Annotated in this window: 15 protein-coding genes; 9 read left to right on the top strand and 6 right to left on the bottom strand. The window is 51.9% G+C overall.

All coding sequences use genetic code 11. The features are described 5' to 3' along the window. The first annotated feature begins 1 nt into the window (after position 1). Entirely contained in the window at positions 2 to 610 is a 609-nt protein-coding gene (gene pncA / locus CMR03_RS01025; protein ID WP_096010508.1) for a bifunctional nicotinamidase/pyrazinamidase, read from the top strand. A gap of 77 nt (positions 611 to 687) precedes the next feature. Here the strand turns inward: pncA and CMR03_RS01020 are convergent, their stop codons facing one another. Beyond that, on the bottom strand, positions 688 to 969 hold the full coding sequence (locus CMR03_RS01020; protein WP_096010507.1) for a YeaC family protein: 282 nt from the start codon (positions 967 to 969) through the stop codon (positions 688 to 690). 2 nt (positions 970 to 971) lie between these two features. After that, on the bottom strand, positions 972 to 1382 hold the full coding sequence (msrB, locus tag CMR03_RS01015) for a peptide-methionine (R)-S-oxide reductase MsrB (protein ID WP_063879816.1): 411 nt from the start codon (positions 1380 to 1382) through the stop codon (positions 972 to 974). Between the two features lie 340 nt (positions 1383 to 1722). Here msrB and gapA point away from each other — a divergent pair, with 340 nt between their 5' ends. Both gapA and CMR03_RS01000 read left to right on the top strand, forming a co-directional pair. Next, complete coding sequence (gapA, locus tag CMR03_RS01005) at positions 1723 to 2721, top strand: glyceraldehyde-3-phosphate dehydrogenase (protein WP_063879817.1); 999 nt, start codon at positions 1723 to 1725, stop codon at positions 2719 to 2721. 72 nt (positions 2722 to 2793) lie between these two features. After that, a complete protein-coding gene (locus CMR03_RS01000; RefSeq protein WP_096010506.1) occupies positions 2794 to 3672 on the top strand; it encodes a D-hexose-6-phosphate mutarotase in 879 nt (292 codons plus the stop codon). Positions 3673 to 3688: 16 nt separating this feature from the next. On the opposite strand, the gene CMR03_RS00995 is transcribed toward CMR03_RS01000, so the two are convergent. Next, the gene (locus tag CMR03_RS00995; protein ID WP_096010505.1) at positions 3689 to 4540 is read right to left on the bottom strand and encodes an aldo/keto reductase; all 852 of its coding nucleotides are present in this window, start codon (positions 4538 to 4540) and stop codon (positions 3689 to 3691) included. A 70-nt stretch (positions 4541 to 4610) separates the two neighbouring features. Next, positions 4611 to 5360: a MipA/OmpV family protein gene (locus CMR03_RS00990; protein WP_096010504.1), complete on the bottom strand. Its 750-nt coding sequence runs from the start codon at positions 5358 to 5360 to the stop codon at positions 4611 to 4613. A gap of 420 nt (positions 5361 to 5780) precedes the next feature. On the opposite strand from CMR03_RS00990, the gene yeaG reads away from it, so the two are divergent. The 6 genes from yeaG (at position 5781) to CMR03_RS00960 (ending at position 14525) form a co-directional block, all read left to right on the top strand. Continuing rightward, positions 5781 to 7715: a protein kinase YeaG gene (gene yeaG / locus CMR03_RS00985; RefSeq protein WP_063879821.1), complete on the top strand. Its 1935-nt coding sequence runs from the start codon at positions 5781 to 5783 to the stop codon at positions 7713 to 7715. Between the two features lie 92 nt (positions 7716 to 7807). Continuing rightward, positions 7808 to 9082 carry a YeaH/YhbH family protein gene (locus CMR03_RS00980; RefSeq protein WP_063879822.1) on the top strand — a complete coding sequence of 425 codons (1275 nt, stop codon included), beginning with the start codon at positions 7808 to 7810 and terminating at the stop codon, positions 9080 to 9082. Between the two features lie 245 nt (positions 9083 to 9327). Further along, positions 9328 to 11055, top strand: coding sequence for a potassium/proton antiporter (locus CMR03_RS00975; protein ID WP_063879823.1), 1728 nt, complete (start codon positions 9328 to 9330; stop codon positions 11053 to 11055). Positions 11056 to 11131: 76 nt separating this feature from the next. Continuing rightward, entirely contained in the window at positions 11132 to 11365 is a 234-nt protein-coding gene (locus tag CMR03_RS00970; RefSeq protein ID WP_096010503.1) for a DUF1480 family protein, read from the top strand. A 377-nt stretch (positions 11366 to 11742) separates the two neighbouring features. Further along, positions 11743 to 13209: an undecaprenyl-phosphate galactose phosphotransferase WbaP gene (wbaP, locus tag CMR03_RS00965; protein WP_063879825.1), complete on the top strand. Its 1467-nt coding sequence runs from the start codon at positions 11743 to 11745 to the stop codon at positions 13207 to 13209. 122 nt (positions 13210 to 13331) lie between these two features. Then, positions 13332 to 14525 (top strand): multidrug effflux MFS transporter, encoded by a 1194-nt coding sequence (locus tag CMR03_RS00960; protein WP_096010502.1) that lies wholly within the window; start codon positions 13332 to 13334, stop codon positions 14523 to 14525. On the opposite strand, the gene dadX is transcribed toward CMR03_RS00960, so the two are convergent. Both dadX and CMR03_RS00950 read right to left on the bottom strand, forming a co-directional pair. Continuing rightward, a complete protein-coding gene (dadX, locus tag CMR03_RS00955) occupies positions 14518 to 15588 on the bottom strand; it encodes a catabolic alanine racemase DadX (RefSeq protein WP_063879827.1) in 1071 nt (356 codons plus the stop codon). The genes CMR03_RS00960 and dadX overlap by 8 nt on opposite strands. A gap of 19 nt (positions 15589 to 15607) precedes the next feature. Next, positions 15608 to 16909: a D-amino acid dehydrogenase gene (locus CMR03_RS00950; RefSeq protein WP_096010501.1), complete on the bottom strand. Its 1302-nt coding sequence runs from the start codon at positions 16907 to 16909 to the stop codon at positions 15608 to 15610. Positions 16910 to 16928: the final 19 nt, after the last annotated feature.

Raw genomic sequence — 16928 nt, 5'->3', positions numbered from 1 at the left:
AATGAAACGGGCACTGATCATTATTGATATTCAGAACGACTTCTGCCCCGGCGGCCCTATGGCCGTTAAAGAAGGCGATCATACGGTAGAGATTGCTAATCGCTATGCCCGTGCCTTTCGCGAAAAAGGTGAGTGCGTAGTGGCATTACAGGACTGGCACCCTGCCAATCATGGCAGTTTTGCCTCCGTGTCTGGTGAGCCGGTTTATACCCTGGGCGAGCTTAATGGTCTGCCCCAAATCTGGTGGCCGGATCATGGGATTCAGCACTCAACCGGCGCAGACTTTCATCCTGGGCTTGATCGCAGCCTGTTCGACGCGGTCTTCCACAAGGGTGAAGATCAGGACGTTGACAGCTACAGCGCCTTTTTTGATAACGGCCACCGGCGTAAAACCGAGCTGGACAGCTGGTTGCGTGCGCGCGACATCACGCATCTGGTGATGCTGGGCCTGGCGACCGATTACTGTGTGAAGTATAGCGTTCTGGATGCACTGGAACTGGGCTATCAGGTGAACGTGGTGGCAGAAGGTTGCCGGGGCGTGAATCTCAATCCTGAAGACAGCGAAATTGCCCTGGCGCAGATGGCAGCACAGGGTGCGGTTATTATCTGAAGCTGAACGTGAAGGGTTGGCTCGTTGCCAGCCCTTCACGTCTCGAACGGCCTGTCACTTTCACAGGCTGTCCAGGCTTAATGCAGGTTGATACGAGTCACGTCTGGCTCAATGCCAAACTCATCTTTCAACTGCTTTTTAGACTTGGTGACCATCTCGCCGTCTTTACCGATCGTCATATGCTGTGGGGCCTCGTTATTCCGCGCCTGCCACATCATCACCAGTTGCAGGCTGTTATCACGCTGCTGCTGGGTAAGCGCCACGCCATCCGGCCATTTTCCGGTTTCCACAGCCATAACCAGACGGTCATAGATTTCAGGCGTCATGACATCAAGCATCGCGTCAAGTTGCTGTTTCATCGTTATCCTTTCGTCTCGTCACCTTGCTGATCGGTAAAGTTCAGCGAGGCGGAATTAACACAGTAGCGTTCACCGGTAGGTTGTGGACCGTCCGGGAAAACATGACCGAGATGGGCATCACAACTGCCACAACGGATTTCAACACGCTGCATACCATGTGAATTATCTTCCAGATAGCGAATCGCATCATCGCTTACCGGCTGATAGAAGCTGGGCCAGCCACAACCTGAGTCATACTTGGTGTCAGACAAAAACAGGGGAGCGTTGCAGACCAAACAGTGGTAGATCCCTTCCTGCTTATTGTGCAGCAGCGCACCGCTGTACGGTGGCTCCGTTCCACGCTGCTGCGTGACATAACGTTGCATCTCAGTCAGTTGGGCGATTTTTGCTTCGGGTGCGGTTTCTTTAGGCATTTGAGCAATTCCGGGATGTCATTCTGTAAAAATCGACTACTATTCTAACAAACGATCAACATTAGTCGGGTCTTTTTTTGTGCTCAACCCTTCAGTCCGTATCCTACAAGGTAGATTTGTGACTTCGATCACCTTTTCTCTGGCATATCCCTATATATTCGGCGAAGGATTCAACAGAGCACGTTTTTTTCAGGTGCGCGCAAGCGGTTGCGGCACAAATAATTCCTGTTGAGTGGATTGACCTGTCGCAACAATTGACACGATTCCGCTTGACGCCTGGTAAGGTTTTTGTAATTTTACAGCCAACCTTTTATTCACTAACAACTAGCTGGTGGAATATATGACTATCAAAGTAGGTATCAACGGTTTTGGCCGTATCGGTCGCATCGTTTTCCGTGCTGCTCAACAGCGCTCTGACATCGAAATCGTTGCTATCAACGACCTGCTGGACGCTGACTACATGGCGTACATGCTGAAGTACGACTCTACTCACGGCCGTTTTGACGGCACCGTTGAAGTACAGGACGGCGCTCTGGTTGTTAACGGTAAGAAAATCCGCGTTACTGCTGAGAGAGATCCGGCTAACCTGAAATGGGACGAAGTCGGCGTTGACGTCGTTGCTGAAGCAACCGGTATCTTCCTGACCGACGAGACTGCACGTAAGCACATCACTGCGGGTGCCAAGAAAGTCGTTCTGACCGGTCCATCTAAAGATGACACTCCAATGTTCGTTCGTGGTGCAAACTTCGACAAATATCAGGGTCAGGACATCGTGTCTAACGCCTCTTGTACCACTAACTGCCTGGCACCACTGGCAAAAGTGATCAACGACAAGTTCGGCATCGTTGAAGGCCTGATGACCACCGTTCACGCGACCACCGCGACACAGAAAACCGTTGATGGCCCGTCTCACAAAGACTGGCGTGGCGGTCGTGGCGCGTCTCAGAACATCATCCCTTCTTCTACCGGTGCAGCGAAAGCGGTAGGTAAAGTGCTGCCAGAACTGAATGGCAAGCTGACAGGTATGGCGTTCCGCGTTCCTACTCCAAACGTTTCTGTTGTTGACCTGACCGTTCGTCTGGAAAAAGCAGCGTCTTACAAAGAAATCTGTGCCGCTATTAAAGCCGCTTCAGAAGGCGAAATGAAAGACGTGCTGGGCTATGTTGAAGATGACGTGGTTTCTACCGATTTCAACGGTGAAATCCTGACGTCAGTATTCGATGCTAAAGCCGGTATAGCGCTGAATGACAACTTCGTTAAACTGGTTTCCTGGTATGATAACGAAACCGGTTATTCAAACAAAGTTCTCGACCTGATTGCGCTGGTTTCTGCTAAATAAGGCAGCCAGACAGAAGAGAATAAGGGTGACTTCGGTCACCCTTTTTTTGATCCATTTCGTAAGGAGTCGGGCATGCAAGACAAACTTTTTTCTCTCCCCGTGGTTAAACAGATTACGCCTTACCTGTCACAGCGTCAGGTCGGGGATCTTCCGGCAATCGTTGTCAGCCATCCTCGCGTGCGTGCGGCCATAACGTTACAGGGCGCTCACCTTATTGCCTGGCAACCCAGCGGGGAAAAGCACGTGCTGTGGCTGAGCGATAAAAGCCCTTTCTCGCCAGGTAAAGCGATTCGCGGCGGCGTCCCCATCTGCTGGCCCTGGTTTGGACCTGCGGGTGAACCGGCGCATGGATTTGCCCGTAATCAATCCTGGAAGCTGTCTGCTCATGATGAAAACGAAGAAGGCGTGATCTTAACGCTGGTGCTGGAAAGCAATCCACAGACGCTAAAGTTATGGCCACACGAATTTACGCTGATAGCACGTTTTCGTCTTGGGCAGCACTGTGAGATCGAACTGGAAGCCTATGGTGACTATGAGTCCACCGCTGCGCTGCACAGCTACTTTAACGTGGCAGATATCAATGGGGTCGATGTCTCGGGACTGGGTGATACCTATATCGATAAGGTTAACGACAATCAGGAAGGCACCAGTGACGGTAAGCAGCGTTTTACCAGCCGGGTTGACCGTATCTTTACTGCGGCAAACGACTGCTCCGTGATTAACGATCAGGTGGGACAGCGGCAAATCGAGGTTTATCATCATCACCAAAGTGACGTTGTCACATGGAACCCAGGCGTTGAGCTGTCCTGCAGCATGACAGACATGCCCAACGAAGGTTACAAAACCATGGTTTGTGTGGAAACGGCTCGCATCAGCAAACCGTTACGCAGTGCGGGCGAAAAACCGGCCCGACTGGCGACCACGATTCGTCTGAAAGGGAAATCAAATTAAGGCTTAAGGGCGCTATTCATACGACGTCCAGTGGCAATTTGTGCCGCGGCGGCGGGAAAGCTTTGTCGATCAGGAAACACTCCTCATCACTCAGGCTAATATCCAACGCCGCGGCATTTTCCTGCACATGCAGCAGTGAGCTGGCTTTAGGGATAGCAATCACACCCGGCGCACGGATAACCCACGCCAACAGAAGCTGAGCAACCGTAATCCCCTTCTGCTGAGCAATGGCGACCAGGGTTGGCTCTGAAAACAGCCGATTGCGTAAGCGTCCTGCCTGAGCCAGCGGACAATAGGCCATTACCGGCATCGCATGTTGCTGGCACAGGGGCAGAAGATCATATTCGATACCGCGTGAAGCCAGATGATAAAGCACCTGATTGGTTGCGCAGGCTTCACCACCGGCTTCGGCCCACAGCTCATCCATATCATCGCTGTCGAAGTTTGAAACGCCCCAATGCACAATTTTTCCCTGCTGCTGCAGGCTTTGCATTGCGCTTATGGTTTCGTCCAGGGGCACGCTGCCACGCCAGTGCAGCAGGTAGAGGTCAAGGCGGTCGGTTTGCAAACGCCGCAGGCTGGCTTCACAGGCGGCTATCGCGTCATATTCTCCGGCATTCCATGGGTAAACTTTCGATACCAGCAACGCGCTGTCACGGCGCCCTTTTAGCGCCTCGCCGACCACCTCTTCCGCCCCGCCATCGGCGTACATTTCGGCCGTATCAATAATTTTCAAGCCCGCATCCAGCCCAGCCTGAAGCGCGCTGACTTCCTGCTGTCGGCTGTTACTGTCTTCACCCATGTACCAGGTCCCAAGCCCTATCGCCGGTATTGCCTGTTGACCTGCCACGTTAAGGTATTTTGCCATTTTACGCTCCTGCACTGTTATAGGGCAGACAAACTAACAGAGGGCAACGCCTGCCCTCTTAAAGTGCAAATCAGAAAGTGTAACTTACGCCTGTCCAGATCGTGAACTGTCCACTTTTATCAACCATGGGACTGTCTTTGATTTCACTGGCAAAACGGGTGTAGCGTCCTGACAGGTTAGCATTCCACTGTGGCGTAATGCTGTAGCTGGCATTCAGCTCCGCATAAGGTGACCAGCTGTCATCGGGATGATAGCGGCTGATACCGGTACGATCGCTCTCATGGCCAGATACGCCATAGTAGTAACGGTTCTGATTCGCGCTGTTCCACATGGCCCCAATCCCCGGCGTTAACGTAAAATCGCCGAAGTTAAAGCGGTAGAGGTAGGTAAGATCCCAGATGATGCCATTACTGTTGTTAAGTACGTCACCGAGCAGTGAAGTACGAACAATCCCCCAGTCTGCGGTATGTCTGTAGGTCGCACCACCCATCAGCGTCATGCGGCGCTTATCCAGCCCTTTCATATCGCCCAGATCGTTGTCACCCGGGTCATATTCTTGTGGTGAGCCTAACAACGTCAGAGACAGCTGATCCTGAGGGTCTTTCCACAGGTAGTAACCGCCCTGTAGCGTGTTAAACCAGAAGTTTTCTCCTTCATAATTGATGATGGGCACGGGCAAATAGCGGTCCTGCCCACCCCGATACGGGGATTGCGCATAAATCACTGATGCACCGAGTGATAAAGGCGCGGCCTGAACTGACTGCCCCAGAAAATAACAAGGGAGAAGTGCGATAAGCGTGTTAAGTTTGAATTGGTTCACAATTTATTCATTCCATAAATATAACAATCACTCATACAGTCTAACTCTTTTTACAGACTGAATTAACCTTATATGAAAATCATCTACCCAATTTAAGGCAGGATGTGGCATAACCGGGTTAGAGACATCACAAATTTGCCATTTATGCGTCAAAAAGGTTTCGCAACAAAATGATTTTGTTATTGATATGTGGCTCACTAATCAAAAATCTATGATGAAATTTCCTGAATGCCTTCTACAGTTAAACTTAATACCGAGGGTTTTGTTGAAAGAGAGTAACCATAAAAGTTGTGCATCCCGATAACAATGATCAGGTTGGCATAAGGGTTGCTGTAGTAAAAGATAATATCTTCCGGGAGCTATACGAGCACTGATTATTGCTCCTTTACCTGTGCTAAAAACGAAAGGACGGGCATCGCTATGAATATATTCGATCATTATCGTCAGCGTTATGAAGCTGCCAAGGACGAAGAGTTCACACTGCAGGAATTTCTTACCATCTGTAAACAGGATCGCAGTGCATACGCCAACGCCGCAGAGCGACTGTTAATGGCTATCGGTGAACCCGTGATGGTTGACACCGCTCAGGAGCCACGCCTTTCCAGAATCTTTTCTAACCGGGTGATGGGACGTTACCCGGCATTTGAAGAGTTTTACGGTATGGAAGAAGCGATTGAACAAATCGTTTCTTACTTGAAACATGCGGCACAAGGCCTTGAAGAGAAGAAACAAATTCTTTATCTGCTGGGTCCGGTCGGCGGCGGTAAGTCCTCTCTGGCAGAGCGACTGAAATCGCTGATGCAGCGTGTGCCCATCTTTGTGTTGAGCGCCGATGGCGAACGCAGCCCGGTCAACGATCACCCCCTGTGCCTGTTTAATCCGCAGGAAGACGCCAATATTCTGGAAAAAGAGTACGGCGTACCCCGCCGCTACCTTGGCACCATTATGTCGCCATGGGCGGCTAAACGTCTGCACGAATTTGGTGGGGATATCACCCGCTTCAAAGTGGTGAAAGTATGGCCGTCGATTCTGGAGCAGTTAGCCATCGCCAAGACCGAACCCGGTGATGAAAATAATCAGGATATCTCCGCACTCGTCGGTAAGGTCGACATTCGTAAACTGGAAAACCATGCTCAGAACGATCCTGATGCCTACGGCTACTCAGGTGCGTTGTGCCGGGCGAACCAGGGCATCATGGAATTCGTTGAGATGTTTAAAGCACCCATTAAAGTGCTGCATCCCCTGTTAACCGCCACCCAGGAAGGTAACTATAACGGTACAGAGGGCATCTCTGCTCTGCCGTTTAACGGTATCATTCTGGCGCACTCGAACGAATCTGAGTGGGTGACGTTCCGTAACAACAAAAACAATGAGGCGTTCCTTGATCGTGTTTACATCGTTAAGGTGCCTTACTGCCTCCGCGTATCCGAAGAGATTAAGATCTACGAGAAACTCCTGAATCACAGTGAGCTGTCCACGGCGCCTTGCGCGCCCGGCACGCTGGAAACTCTGGCGCGATTCTCCATTCTGTCACGCATGAAAGATCCGGATAACTCCAGCATCTACTCCAAGATGCGCGTGTATGACGGTGAAAGCCTCAAGGATACGGATCCAAAGGCGAAGTCCTGGCAGGAATACCATGACTACGCCGGCGTAGACGAAGGGATGAACGGATTGTCGACCCGTTTCGCCTTTAAAATTCTGTCCCGCGTCTTTAACTTCGATCATGCTGAAGTGGCAGCCAACCCTGTTCACCTGTTTTACGTGTTGGAACAGCAAATAGAACGTGAGCAGTTCCCGCAAGATCAGGCGGAAAAATACCTTGAGCACCTGAAAGGTTATTTAATTCCGAAATATGCAGAGTTTATTGGCAAAGAGATTCAGACGGCTTATCTGGAATCCTATTCCGAATATGGTCAAAATATCTTTGACCGCTATGTCACTTATGCCGATTTCTGGATTCAGGATCAGGAGTATCGCGATCCTGATACAGGGCAGCTGTTTGACCGTGAGTCACTTAATGCGGAACTGGAAAAAATTGAGAAACCTGCGGGGATTAGTAATCCTAAAGATTTCCGTAATGAAATTGTCAATTTTGTGCTGCGTGCACGGGCCCATAATAACGGCCGCAATCCGAACTGGACCAGTTATGAGAAACTGCGTACGGTGATTGAGAAAAAAATGTTCTCAAATACCGAAGAGCTGTTGCCGGTTATTTCGTTCAATACGAAAACGTCCACGGATGAGCAGAAGAAGCACGATGATTTTGTCGATCGTATGATGGAAAAAGGCTATACCCGCAAACAGGTTCGCCTGCTGTGTGAATGGTATCTACGCGTACGTAAATCGTCCTGATCAGAGTCTGTAAGCAAACCGGTGCGGGATAGCACCGGTCACTTAAGGACGGGACAGCCCGGCCTGCTTGCAATGTAGTTTGGGGGAACATCATGGCCTATTTTATCGATCGCCGACTAAACGGTAAAAACAAGAGCGCGGTCAACCGCCAGCGCTTCTTGCGTCGTTATAAGTCCCAGATTAAGCAGTCGATCTCCGAGGCCATCAATAAACGCTCGGTGACCGACATCAGTAGTGGCGAATCCGTTTCCATCCCGATTGATGACATCAATGAACCGATTTTCCATCAGGGTCGCGGCGGGCAACGCCATCGTGTCCATCCGGGCAACGATCACTTTATACAAAATGACCGTGTTGAGCGGCCGCAGGGCGGCGGTGGCAGCGGTTCCGGTCAGGGCAACGCCGGTCAGGACGGTGAAGGTCAGGATGAGTTCGTTTTTCAGATCTCCAAAGATGAATATCTGGACCTGCTGTTTGAAGATCTGGCGCTGCCCAACTTGCGTAAAAATCAGCACCGCCAGTTAAACGAGTATAAAACCCACCGTGCGGGTTTTACCTCAAATGGTGTGCCGGCCAACATCAGCGTGGTGCGCTCTCTGCAGAACTCTCTGGCGCGTCGTACTGCCATGACCGCAGGTAAACGTCGCCAGCTGCATCAGCTTGAAGATGAACTCGCCACGGTTGAAAAGTCAGAACCGGCTCAGTTGCTCGAAGAGGAGCGCTTACGCAAAGAGATTGCCGACTTGCGTGCGCGTATCGCTCGGGTGCCCTTTATCGATACCTTTGATTTACGCTACAAAAACTTTGAAAAACGTCCTGAACCTTCCAGCCAGGCGGTTATGTTCTGTCTGATGGACGTCTCGGGCTCTATGGATCAGGCCACCAAGGATATGGCAAAACGCTTTTATATTTTGCTCTACCTGTTCCTGAGCCGCACTTACAAAAATGTCGATGTGGTTTATATCCGGCACCATACACAGGCCAAAGAAGTCGACGAGCAGGAGTTTTTCTATTCACAGGAAACCGGCGGGACCATCGTGTCGAGCGCCCTGAAGCTCATGGATGAAGTGGTCAAAGAGCGTTACGATCCGGCACAGTGGAATATCTACGCTGCTCAGGCGTCAGATGGCGACAACTGGGCGGATGATTCACCGCTGTGTCATGAGATTCTGGCGAAGAACATCTTACCGGTCGTCCGTTACTACACCTATATTGAAATCACCCGTCGTGCTCACCAGACCCTGTGGCGCGAATATGAACACCTGCAGTCGATATTCGATAACTTTGCGATCCAGCACATTCGTGAACCCGAGGATATCTACCCGGTGTTCCGTGAGCTGTTTCACAAGCAGGCAATGGAAGCCTGAGACACGAAGCCGACGCCCTGTCGGCTTTTTTTTGTCTAATAACCTGTTAAAACATGGCCTTCCCCGTCACAAACCCTCCAACTACTCTATTAATATCGTTAAACTGGAGTAACCAAGGCATTAGCAATTGATATAAATTGCATAATGACCATGACAACTCATTGATAAAACATTATCTTGCAGACATAGCATGGGTGTTTCTACACATTAGCTAACATTGATTGCCGTATCTCAGGAGACCGGGTTTGAACCACACTATTGTTTATAGTCTTTTTATTATTGGGTCCGTGCTGGTTGCGTCGAGTATCTTACTCAGTTCCTTTTCATCCCGTCTGGGCATTCCTATCCTGGTCATTTTCCTGGCGCTGGGAATGTTAGCCGGGATTGATGGCATCGGCGGTATCGCCTTCGATAACTACCCAGCCGCTTACCTGATTTCTAACCTTGCCCTGGCGATTATTCTGCTGGATGGCGGAATGCGCACCAAAGCCAGCTCGTTCAAGGTGGCGCTGGGCCCGGCACTGTCGCTGGCAACGGTAGGCGTCATTATCACGGCTGGATTAACCGGTCTGGTCGCCGCATGGCTTTTCCGGCTTGATATGATGCAGGGCTTTTTGATTGGCGCCATTATCGGTTCCACCGATGCGGCCGCGGTGTTCTCACTACTGGGCGATAAAGGCCTGAATGAACGCGTAAGCTCAACGCTGGAAATTGAGTCTGGCAGCAACGATCCTATGGCGGTGTTTCTCACCATTACGCTGATAGAGATGATCGAGCAGGGCAAAACCGGCCTTGACTGGATGTTTGTGGTACACCTGATTCAACAGTTTGGTCTGGGCATCGTGCTGGGCCTGGGCGGCGGCTGGGCCCTGCAGCAGCTGATTAACCGCATAAACCTGGCTCCTGGCCTTTACCCTTTACTGGCACTCAGCGGCGGTATTCTGGTGTTTGCCCTGACCACGGTCCTGGAAGGCAGTGGGATTCTGGCCGTGTATCTGTGTGGTTTCTTGCTCGGAAACAGCCCTATCCGCAACCGCTTTGGTATTCTGCAAACCTTTGATGGTATGGCCTGGCTCAGTCAGATAGGCATGTTTATCGTGCTGGGCCTGTTAGTCACGCCGTCGGATCTTTGGCATATCGCGGTCCCGGCCATGATTCTCTCGCTGTGGTTGATTTTGGTTGCGCGCCCCCTGTCCGTCTTCATCGGCTTATTGCCCTTCCGTGGCTTCACCGGGCGCGAGCGGGTTTTTATCAGTTGGGTGGGCCTGCGTGGCGCGGTGCCGATTATCCTGGCGGTGTTTCCGATGATGGCGGGCCTGGAAAACGCGTCGCTCTATTTTAATATTGCCTTCTTTGTCGTGTTGGTCTCACTGATGCTACAGGGCACCTCGCTGGGATATGCCGCGAAGAAAGCCAAAGTGGTGGTACCGCCTACGGCGTCGCCCATCAGCCGCATCGGGCTGGATATCCATCCGGAAAACCCCTGGGAGCAGTTTGTCTATCAGCTTAGTGCCGACAAATGGTGCGTAGGCGCCGCGCTGCGCGATCTACAGATGCCGCGTGAAACCCGCATCGCCGCCCTGTTTCGGGATAACGTGTTGATGCATCCAGATAGCGCGACGCGTTTAAAAGAAAACGACGTGATTTGCGTCATTGGTCGTGAGCGTGACCTGCCTGCGTTGGGAAAAATGTTCAGCCAGTCGCCGCCTGTCTCGCTGGATCAGCGTTTCTTCGGTGACTTTATTCTTGATGCCGACGCTCGCCTGAACGATGTGGCGCAAATATATGGTCTTGAACTGGATGAACACACCAACGCGCAACAATCACTGGGACAACTGATGCTCGGCATGCTCGGCGGCACGCCCGTCGTAGGCGATCAGATTGAATGGAATCAGCTGACCTGGACCGTGGCGGAAAAAGAAGATAATCAAATCGTGAAAATTGGTGTGCGCCCAAGTGAAGACAAGGAATAATCTTAATTAATTGGCGCGGTTAATTGGCTGAATTGCACTAAGCTTTTATGACATTCAGTTAAAACGGGAGTTATCCATGGGTCACGTGGTTAAAATTGGTCGCTACGAAATTGTCGATGCAGAATTCAGCAGCGAAGAACCTGTGACAGTGAGTATTCCCTGCCACACCAACCCCGGCCTGAGTTATCAGCTCGACGGCTGGGATCACGACACCAGCGTTCCGGCCTGGATTGATGACCAGGAAGTCATCTTGCACATCGGGCATTACGATAAGCAACAAGACCGCTGGGTATTAAAAAAACCAGCATGATCCTGTGAATTGCCGCCAGACAGTCGATTTGGCGGTAATTCCTAAAAAAAGCCCCTGTACACACTGCTCATAAGTTATACTTTTAAAATATTATCTTTCAAATTAGCCACTTAAACAAAACTCACGCGATTATCGCCTGGTTTTTTAAGAATTATTCCGTATTAACTCTGTCAAATATCTCCTGCATACTCTTCCCCAGTGCTGCATTTTTACGTGACTCAACTCACGCTTAGCGAAATTTTTTCTTGCAGCGTTAATGGCTCTAATGACTGTAACAAACTGAAAACATCCCGGTTTTGGATTTTCAGTCGTTAACCCCTGAACGCGTACTTGATTCTGGTCAGGCCATCTTTTACTTAATTAAGAGAGCAGGTTTTATGGCAAGTACAATGGTAATAAACAATGCGAGTCGCTCATGGAGCGGTCTTCGTAAGAATATTCTTGTAAAGTTTGCACTCAGTTTTTCCGACCTTATTGCGCTGAATTTAGCGCTGTTTCTCTCTGCTGCCACTATTCAGGGTATTTGGGGAGATCTTGATGCGTTTATTCCACCGCATCAAATTGAAAACCGTTTTATTGCGCAGTTTATTATGTCGGTATTATGTACTGGCTGGTTTTGGATGCGTCTGCGCCACTACACTTACCGCAAACCCTTTTGGTTCGAACTGAAAGAGATTATCAAAACACTGGTTGTTTTCTCTCTGCTCGATCTGGCATTAATCGCGTTTTCTAAATGGGACTTTTCCCGCATGGTGTGGGTGTTCAGTTGGAGCTATGCCCTGCTTCTGCTGCCACTGATGCGCGCCGGCGTAAAAAAAGCCATTAATAAAGCCGGTCAATGGAAAAAAGAGACCATCATCATTGGTTCAGGTCGCAACGCCACCGAAGCCTTCGCGGCCTTACAAAGTGAAGAAATTCTCGGTTATAACGTTCAGGCGTTTATCTCTGTAGAAGACGCGCCGCAGCAGCAGAGTGTTAATGGCGTGCCCGTCATCTCGGCGAAGGATATCAACTGGAACACCATCGACCGAGACAATGTGCAGTTTATTGTCGCGATGGAGTATGAGCAGCAGCCGGAACGCGATCGCTGGTTGAAGTTTTTATCCAAAATGAACTGCCGTTCCGTGTCAGTGATCCCGACCTTACGCGGCGTGCCGCTGTACGGTACGGACATGTCGTTTATTTTTAGCCATGAAGTGATGATTCTGCGCGTAAGTAATAACCTGGCGAAGCATTCCTCACGCTTCCTGAAGCGTGGCTTCGATATTGTGGTGGCATCATTGCTACTGCTCTTCCTTGCACCGGTCTTCGGCCTGCTTTGCTACATGGTCAAGCGTGACGGCGGCAATGCGATTTACGGTCACGAACGTATCGGCCAGGATGGCAAAAAGTTCAAATGTCTCAAGTTCCGCTCGATGGTCACGAATTCCAAAGAGGTTCTGGAAAAACTCCTGGCGACCAGCGAAGAGGCACGCCGGGAATGGGACAAAGACTTCAAGCTCAAGAAAGACCCACGCATTACAGGCATTGGCGGCTTCCTGCGTAAAACCAGTCTCGATGAGTTACCGCAGCTCTGGAACGTGATCCGTGGCGAAATGAGTCTGGTGGGACCACGACCGGTGATTGAGGCTGAGCTTGAGCGTTATGCCGGCGATGTGGATTACTACCTGATGGCAAAACCGGGCATGACCGGGTTATGGCAGGTCAGCGGTCGTAACGATATTGATTACGATACCCGCGTCTATTTTGACTCCTGGTATGTTAAAAACTGGGCGTTGTGGACGGACATCGCCATTCTGTTTAAAACGGCGGGCGTGGTATTCCGCCGCGACGGCGCTTACTGATGTAGCCAGCGATGCCTGTTTCGGACAGGCATCGCGATTTCGTCCGGTAATTCGCTTTCCTTTTGTCCTGTTAATCATTACCCTCTTCCCTCGCTTTATCGAACGTTTACCCTCTGGTTGCTATGCAAAAATATACCTTATTGTTATTGAGCCTGGTGTTACTGGCACCTTTAGGCATCGATCTCTATTTACCGACGCTGCCCCAGATCGCCGAAGGCTTATCAACACCTGTTGCCCTGGTGCAAACGACTATCCCACTCTTTTTGCTGGTGATGGGCCTGGGGCAACTGGTCAGTGGCCCGCTGGTGGACAACTATGGACGTAAGCCCATCGCCTTGCTGGGCCTGGCGCTCTATATTGCTGGCAGCGCCATCGCCGCCACAGCGACCTCTTTTCCGCTGTTTTTACTGGCCCGTCTGGTACAGGGTTGCGCGGTATGTTGCAGCGCGGTGGTGGCCTTTAGCGGCGTGCGCGACCGACTGAGCGGCGATGATGCCGCCCGGGCTTATGGCTTCCTGAATGGCGCACTGAATATTGTGCCCGCACTGGCTCCGTTACTGGGTGGGCTGTTGGCCAGCGCCTTTGACTGGCGAGCGCCCTTCTGGTTCCTGTGCGCTTACGCGGCAGTAGTGATGCTGATGGTTATCGTCTGGCTCCCTGAAACGCGCCCGGCGGATACGCTGCGCGTTAAAGGCCTTCCCGTGAATCAGTACGCCACCATTCTCCGTCAACCTCGCTTCCTGGCCTTTGCTTTTGCCAATGCGGGGGCCCTGGGCATGGTGCTGACCTATGTGTCACTGGCCCCACAGGTATTAATGACCGAAGGCGGTCTGTCCCCTCTGGCCTTCTCTTTCGCCTTCGGCGCTAATGGTTTTTGGATCATGATGGTTAGCGTGGTGGTGAATAAAGCGATTCGTAAAGCGGGCCGACCGTTTTGCCTGGCCATCGGCTTTATTACGATGCTAACGGGTGCCGTGCTGCTGGTGGCAGGCATGACGTTATTACCTGCGAGTATGCAATCCCACTGGGCGCTGTATATGTTTCCGGTCGCGGTCGCTGTCGCTGGGCTGGCCTTCACCGTTGGGCCAGCCACCAGCTATGCGCTGGAACCCTATCAACAACAGGCGGGCGTCGCTTCAGCGCTACAGGGGTTTATTCAGATGGCGGGAGGCGCAGCAGGCAGTCTGATCGTCGTAGCCCTGCCGATGGCAGAAAAGCTGTCGCTGACGTTGATGATGCTGCTGGGCGCAGCGCTGGCCTTCCTGGCCTGGCGCTGCAGCAAAAACATGCAAAGTCGTATTACCGCTGTTAAATAAGCTTAACCGGAACGCGGGGTGCCAGTGCGCACATGAGCTCATAGCCCACGGTTCCGGCTGCTTTCGCCACCTGATCGATTTTGACGTTTTCGCCCCATAACTCGACAGACGAGCCAATGCCAGCCTGCGGGCAAGGCGTGAGATCAACCGTAATCATGTCCATAGACACCGCGCCGACAACCTGCGTCATAATGCCGTCAACGGCAACCGGGGTGCCTGTCGGCGAATGGCGCGGATAACCATCTGCATAGCCGCAGGCTACCACGCCGATGCGCTGTGGCTGCTTTGCATGATAGCGGTAACCATAGCCTACGCCATCTCCAGCCTGAAGTTGCTGCACGCCAATAATCTCACTGGTGAGCGTCATCACCGGCTTCAGACCACTGCTGGCGATATCCTGCCAGTCACCGCTTGGTGAGGCGCCGTACAGTATGATCCCCGGGCGCACCCAGTCGTGATGTGCTTCGGGATGCCACAGCGTACAGGCCGAATTGGACAATGAAAGCGGGCTTTCCAGCCCTTCCGTGGCCTGCGCGATGCGCTTTAACGGCTCGACAATACCGTCAGGATTTTCCGCATCGGCAAAGTGCGCCATCAACGTGATATCCCCGACGTTTTCAATCGCACGCAGTTTATGCCAGATCCCATTGACCTGCTCAGGACGGAACCCCAGACGGTTCATACCGCTGTTGATCTTCAGATAAATATCAACAGGCGCAGAAAGCGTGGCATTGGCCAGGGCGTGAATCTGCCAGTTGCTGTGCACACTGGTGGTCAGTCGGTAGCGATCGATTAATGCCAGGTCATCAGGGTGAAAGAACCCTTCGAGCAGTAATATCGGCTTTTTCCAGCCCTGCTCGCGCAACATAATGGCCTCTTCCATGTTAAGCAGAGCGAAACCATCGGTCGCTGACAGGCTTTCCCATACGCGGGCAATGCCGTGACCATAGGCATTCGCTTTGACCACTGACCAGATGCGTGACGCAGGAGCCGCCCGGCGCGCAATCGCCAGGTTATGTCGCAACGCGTGTTGATCGATGGTAGCGACAATTGGACGTGACATACTTCCTCTCCCTGAAGGCTTAACGGGTAGCGTTAACGTTGCGAAGCGGCGATCGGCTGGCCGCAAAACCGGGTAAATAGCGAAAGACGGTGAGATCATCTGCGGCTATCGCGGATGATGTCCCGGATATGACGTCAGCGAGTAACTGACCGGAGCCGCACGCCATTGTCCATCCCAGTGTACCGTGTCCGGTATTCAGATAAAGGTTCGAGAGCGGCGTAGCGCCAACCACTGGCGTTCCATCTGGCGTCATAGGGCGCAGGCCGGTCCAGAAACTCGCCTGGCTGACATCACCGCCTTCAGGATAAAGGTCTGTGACCACCATCTCCAGGGTTTCACAACGCGCCTCCAGCAGTTTGGTGTTAAAACCAACAATCTCGGCCATGCCGCCGACGCGAATACGGTTATCAAAGCGCGTCACTGCCACTTTATAGGTTTCATCAAGAATTGTAGAAACCGGTGCCGCATCGGGATTGGTCACCGGAATCGTCAGGGAATAGCCTTTAAGCGGATAGACGGGAATATCGACGATATTCTTCATCAGCGAGGTCGAATAAGAACCCAGCGCCACGACATAGCTGTCGCCTTTAATCACTTCCTCACCGCACTTCACGCCATAAATACGATTGCCGTCGCGTAGCAACTGATCGATTGGCGTATTAAAACGGAAGACAACTCCGGCTTCTTCGGCCATTTTAGCCAGACGTTGAGTAAAAAGTTGGCAATCCCCGGTTTCATCATTCGGCAGGCGTAATCCGCCGGTGAGTTTATGGTGGGTCGCCGCCAGTGCAGGCTCGACGCTGGACAGCTGATGCGCTTCCAGCAACTCGTAGGGCACGCCGGCCTCGCGCAGTACAGTAATATCTTTACTGGCGCTGTCAAACTGCTGCTGGGTACGAAACAGCTGCAGCGTGCCGCCCTGGCGGCCTTCGTAGGCAATGCCGGTTTCTGCACGGAGCGCTTTCAGGCAATCACGGCTGTATTCTGCCAGGCGGACCATGCGGCTTTTGTTTTGCTGGTAATGACGCATATCGCAGTTACGCAGCATGTTCCACATCCATTCAAGCTGAAAGCGACTGCCGTCCAGCCGGATTGCCAGTGGAGCATGACGCTGGAACATCCATTTCATTGCCTTCAGCGGTACACCCGGTGCCGCCCAGGGCGCAGCATAGCCCGGAGAGATCTGTCCGGCATTCGCGGCGCTGGTCTCCATAGCGGGCTGAGGCTGACGATCGATCACGGTGACCTGGTGCCCGGCGCGCGCCAGATACCATGCGCTTGTTACGCCTACTACGCCACTTCCAAGAATCACTACGTGCATAAGTCCCCCGCGAAATTAA

Origin of the sequence: Pantoea allii, from assembly GCF_002307475.1 — a bacterium.
Taxonomy (GTDB): Bacteria; Pseudomonadota; Gammaproteobacteria; order Enterobacterales; family Enterobacteriaceae; genus Pantoea; species Pantoea allii.
Note: the sequence above shows the minus strand (reverse complement) of the source record. Positions and strands in the feature narration are given on the sequence as shown.

Bases quoted from the DNA above. Each gene is read 5' to 3' on its own strand.
- CMR03_RS01000 (WP_096010506.1), top strand. From the start codon at position 2,794: ATGCAAGACAAACTTTTTTCTCTCCCCGTGGTTAAACAGATTACGCCT.
- CMR03_RS01020 (WP_096010507.1), bottom strand. From the start codon at position 969: ATGAAACAGCAACTTGACGCGATGCTTGATGTCATGACGCCTGAAATC.
- yeaG (WP_063879821.1), top strand. From the start codon at position 5,781: ATGAATATATTCGATCATTATCGTCAGCGTTATGAAGCTGCCAAGGAC.
- gapA (WP_063879817.1), top strand. From the start codon at position 1,723: ATGACTATCAAAGTAGGTATCAACGGTTTTGGCCGTATCGGTCGCATC.
- wbaP (WP_063879825.1), top strand. From the start codon at position 11,743: ATGGCAAGTACAATGGTAATAAACAATGCGAGTCGCTCATGGAGCGGT.
- CMR03_RS00970 (WP_096010503.1), top strand. From the start codon at position 11,132: ATGGGTCACGTGGTTAAAATTGGTCGCTACGAAATTGTCGATGCAGAA.
- dadX (WP_063879827.1), bottom strand. From the start codon at position 15,588: ATGTCACGTCCAATTGTCGCTACCATCGATCAACACGCGTTGCGACAT.
- CMR03_RS00980 (WP_063879822.1), top strand. From the start codon at position 7,808: ATGGCCTATTTTATCGATCGCCGACTAAACGGTAAAAACAAGAGCGCG.
- CMR03_RS00995 (WP_096010505.1), bottom strand. From the start codon at position 4,540: ATGGCAAAATACCTTAACGTGGCAGGTCAACAGGCAATACCGGCGATA.
- CMR03_RS00950 (WP_096010501.1), bottom strand. From the start codon at position 16,909: ATGCACGTAGTGATTCTTGGAAGTGGCGTAGTAGGCGTAACAAGCGCA.
- pncA (WP_096010508.1), top strand. From the start codon at position 2: ATGAAACGGGCACTGATCATTATTGATATTCAGAACGACTTCTGCCCC.
- CMR03_RS00960 (WP_096010502.1), top strand. From the start codon at position 13,332: ATGCAAAAATATACCTTATTGTTATTGAGCCTGGTGTTACTGGCACCT.
- msrB (WP_063879816.1), bottom strand. From the start codon at position 1,382: ATGCCTAAAGAAACCGCACCCGAAGCAAAAATCGCCCAACTGACTGAG.